The 4,034-nt window shown below is 38.7% G+C and carries 3 protein-coding genes; 2 read left to right on the top strand and 1 reads right to left on the bottom strand.

The genetic code is table 11. The annotated features are described in order from the left end of the window. Together H7254_RS18370 and H7254_RS18365 are read left to right on the top strand one after the other, a co-directional pair. A partial coding sequence (locus H7254_RS18370; protein ID WP_301934357.1) for a M1 family metallopeptidase occupies window positions 1-1,641 on the top strand: 1,641 nt, incomplete at its 5' end. Between the two features lie 81 nt (window positions 1,642-1,722). After that, window positions 1,723-3,486 carry a DUF885 domain-containing protein gene (locus H7254_RS18365; protein WP_301934356.1) on the top strand — a complete coding sequence of 588 codons (1,764 nt, stop codon included), beginning with the start codon at window positions 1,723-1,725 and terminating at the stop codon, window positions 3,484-3,486. A gap of 59 nt (window positions 3,487-3,545) precedes the next feature. On the opposite strand, the gene H7254_RS18360 is transcribed toward H7254_RS18365, so the two are convergent. Next, a partial coding sequence (locus H7254_RS18360) for an MATE family efflux transporter (RefSeq protein ID WP_301934355.1) occupies window positions 3,546-4,034 on the bottom strand: 489 nt, incomplete at its 5' end.

Below are 4,034 nucleotides of genomic sequence, written 5' to 3'. Positions count from 1 at the left end.
TTATTTAATACTAAAAGCCGCGGACAGGCCCGTATGCCGGTTGATAGCCGCAGCCGGTATGGAGATGCAAAAAGTGGTTTTAACGGTGGCGATAATATCAGTAATGTGCAGTTAAACGATGCCAGGGCAGACTATATTATTAACGACACAAGAATGCAGATACGTTTAACGAAGCCAATGAAAGGCAACGGCGAATCTGTAAAAATAAAAATGGATTTTTCATTTATTTTACCGGAATATGGTGCAGACCGCTGTGGTATTTTAAATACAAAAAACGGCGATATTTTTACAGTAGGGCAATGGTATCCGCGGATGTGTGTGTTTGATGAAGTGCAGGGATGGAACACATTGCCTTACCTGGGACCCAGCGAATTTTACTTGGAGTATGGCGATTTTGATTTTACCATTACTGTACCAGCCACACACATTGTGGTAGCAAGCGGCGAATTACAAAATGCAGCAGAGGTATTAACACCTGCACAAAACAACCGGTATGAAATTGCGAAAAAGAGTGATAAAACTGTAATGATCCGTACCGAAAAAGAAGTAACCGATCCTTCATCACGGCCAAAAGGAAATACATTGAGCTGGCATTATAAAATTACCAACGCAAGGGATGTTTCCTGGGCTTCGTCCAAAGCGTTTATCTGGGATGCGGCAAAGATTAATTTACCCAGTGGTAAAACTTCCCTTGCTATGAGCGTTTATCCTGTGGAAAGCAGTGGTGAAAAAGCCTGGGGAAGGGCAACGGAATACACAAAAAAAAGTATTGAAAATTACAGCAAAAGATGGTTTGAATTTCCTTATCCTGCAGCTTCCAATGTGGCCAGCAATGTAGGCGGAATGGAATATCCAGGCATTGTTTTTTGCGGATGGAAAGCTACCGAAGACGGATTGTTTGGTGTTACCGATCATGAGCTTGGGCATACATGGTTTCCAATGATTGTTGGCAGTAACGAACGTAAATACGGTTGGATGGATGAAGGTTTTAATACTTTTATCAATTCAATTTCGCACGAGGATTTTAATAAAGGAGAATACAAGGAAGAGCCTAAAAATATGGAGCAGATGGCACAGTATATGTTTGGCCCAAACAGTGAAGCCATTTTAACTACGCCGGATGCTATGAAAGAAGTTAATATTGGTACAGCACTGTATTTTAAACCTGGTTATGGATTGGAATTATTGCGCAATGAAATTTTAGGTGCTGACAGATTTGATTATGCCTTTAAATTGTACATACAACGCTGGGCCTTTAAACACCCAACGCCATGGGATTTTTTTAGAACAATGGATAATGCGGCAGGAGAGGATCTTAGCTGGTTTTGGAAAGGTTGGTTTATAGAAAATTACCGGCTCGACCAGGCTATAGAATCTGTTAAATATGAAGGAGATAATGAGGCAAACGGAGCAATTGTAACAATTGCTAATTTAGACCAGATGGCTATGCCGGTGACTATAGCCTATGAAACAGTGAGTGGTAAAAAAGACATTATTAAACTACCGGTAGAAGTATGGAATAATACAAATGTCTGGAAAGTAAAATTACCCACAACAGAAAAATTAGTAAGTGTGGTGATAGATCCTAAAAAAGTTTTTCCGGATATGAACTTTGCAAATAATAGCTGGAAAACAAATTAATTATAAAAGCCGCAAAATAACTTGCGGCTTTTTTGTGCAATTAATTTTTTAATCTGAATTTTAAAAAATAAAACTTATTGTATGCGCCACCATCTTTTTAGTATCACTATCTGTAGTTTACTTTTTTTCTGTTGTAATCACCATCCATCAGCAACCAATGCTGCTACTAATTCTTCAGATATAAACTTTAATGATTTGCAAACAAGATTTTTGGATGCTTACTGGAAAGAAAATCCTTCAGCAGCTATTGCTGCCGGTTATGGAAAATATTATGAGCGGCTTGTAATACCCGACAGTGCAGCATTTGCAGCTACTGTAGCTTTTTCAAAAGCATGGCTTGATACATTGCAGCATGTTGGATACAACCAGCTTTCGGATGATAACAAGATTAATTATGCCATTGTGCAAAACCAGTTACAAAGTGCTATTTGGTATACAGATACTTTTAAAATTCAGCAATGGAATCCTTCGGATTATAATTTGGGTGGCGAATGTTATAATATCCTTACACAAAATTATGCACCATTAACCCAGCGTTTAATAATTCTTGGCAACCACCTGAAACATGCAGATGACTATTACCGGGCTGCATTAAATATACTCAACAAACCTACCAAAGAATACACGGCTCTGGCCATACAGCAAAATAAGGGAAGCCTTGATCTGTTTGGAAAAGACCTTACGGATTCAATTAAAAAAGCATCGTTGAGCCAGACTGAAAAAGACACATTACAACAACACATTGAACTTACCACAAAAGCGATAAAAAATTATATTGCAGCACTGGAAGGTTTGATGGCCGATAAAAAATATAGCTTCCGTGATTTTAGAATTGGCAAAGAATTATTCAGACAGAAATTTAAATATGACCTGGTGACTGACTATGAGCCCGGGGAAATTTTTGCAAAAGCATCTGCAGCAAAAAAATATTACCATAAAGAAATGTTCTCCATAGCAACATCACTATGGCCAAAATATTGCAAGGGCATTGTAAAGCCCGCTGATACATTGATGCTCATTAAAAACGTATTGGATAAAATGGCTCTGCACAATGCTGATCCTAAAAAGGTGGTGACTGTTGCAACCCAACTTGTGCAGCAGTTACAGCAATTTATTATCCGTAAAAACTTATTCAATTACGATACTTCGTATCCATTGAAAGTGCGCATTATGCCTGCTTTTATGGGCGGTGTTGCATTGGCCAATGCAGAGTTTACGCCCCCTTATTTAAAGTCTGGTATAACCTACTACAATGTTTCAGATGTATCTGCCATGCCTGCAGCCGAAGCAGAGAGTACCTTGCGGGAATACAATGATTTTTCACTACAGTTTCTGTCCATGCATGAAGCAATGCCGGGCCATTGTTTACAGGGCGTTTACAGTAATAAACAATCGGGTGGCAGTATGGTAAAAGCTGTTTTTCAAAACGGCGCCATGATTGAAGGCTGGGCAGTATATTGCGAGCAGATGATGATGGAAAATGGCTGGGGAAATGGTGCGCCCGAATTATGGTTAACCCTTTATAAATGGCGGCTTCGGGAACTGGGTAATGTACTGGTAGATTATGGTCTGCAATGTTTGCACTATAGCGAAAAAGATGTCACAAATTTATTGAAAAAGGAAACCTTTCAGGAAGACGCACAGATATCAGAAAAGTACCACCGGGCCACTGTTTCGCAGGTTCAATTGTGTTCTTATTTTACGGGTGCTGAAGATATTCTTTCGCTGCGAAATGCCTTTAAAATAAAAAAAGGAAATAGCTATCAACTTAAAAATTTTCATGAACAGTTTTTAAGTTATGGCAGCTCGCCGGTTAAGTATATCAGGGAGATGATGCTGAAGTAAAGGGCAGATCATTTTTAAGCTCCCTTAAAGTTATAAGCTATGTCTGCCTGTAGCAAAAATCAGACAACCTCCTTTGTTTTCCACCTGCCGCTTTTCAAAAAACTAAAAGAAAGTATAAAGATAACGGACCAGTAAATTAATTCATTGCTCCATGCAATTGTAAGGTTGATGTAATGCACTTTCATAAATATCCAGGTGTAAATTAAGTAACCGGTGATGGCAATTATCTCAATCATTAAATTAATGGTGGTTTTTCCGGTACCGGTAACGCCATTTAGCCAGATGTTGGCAATGCTCATCAGTAACAAGCCACAACTTACCATTCTTATAACCGGTATACCTTCAGCTACAAATTCTTTTCCCTGGCCAAATAAACTAAAAAATAAAGCCGGAAAAATATTGATGAGCAAACACATAAGTACGCACAATGCAAAGCTCCACATCATAATCCGTTTAATGGCGTCCAGTACTTTGTCTTCTCTTTTTTGGCCCATTAAATTACTAACCATTACATTACAGGTGCCCGCAAAAGCCCAAACAAATACACC

It is taken from the genome of Ferruginibacter sp. (assembly GCF_014377975.1).
GTDB lineage: Bacteria > Bacteroidota > Bacteroidia > Chitinophagales > Chitinophagaceae > Ferruginibacter.
Note: the sequence above shows the minus strand (reverse complement) of the source record. Positions and strands in the feature narration are given on the sequence as shown.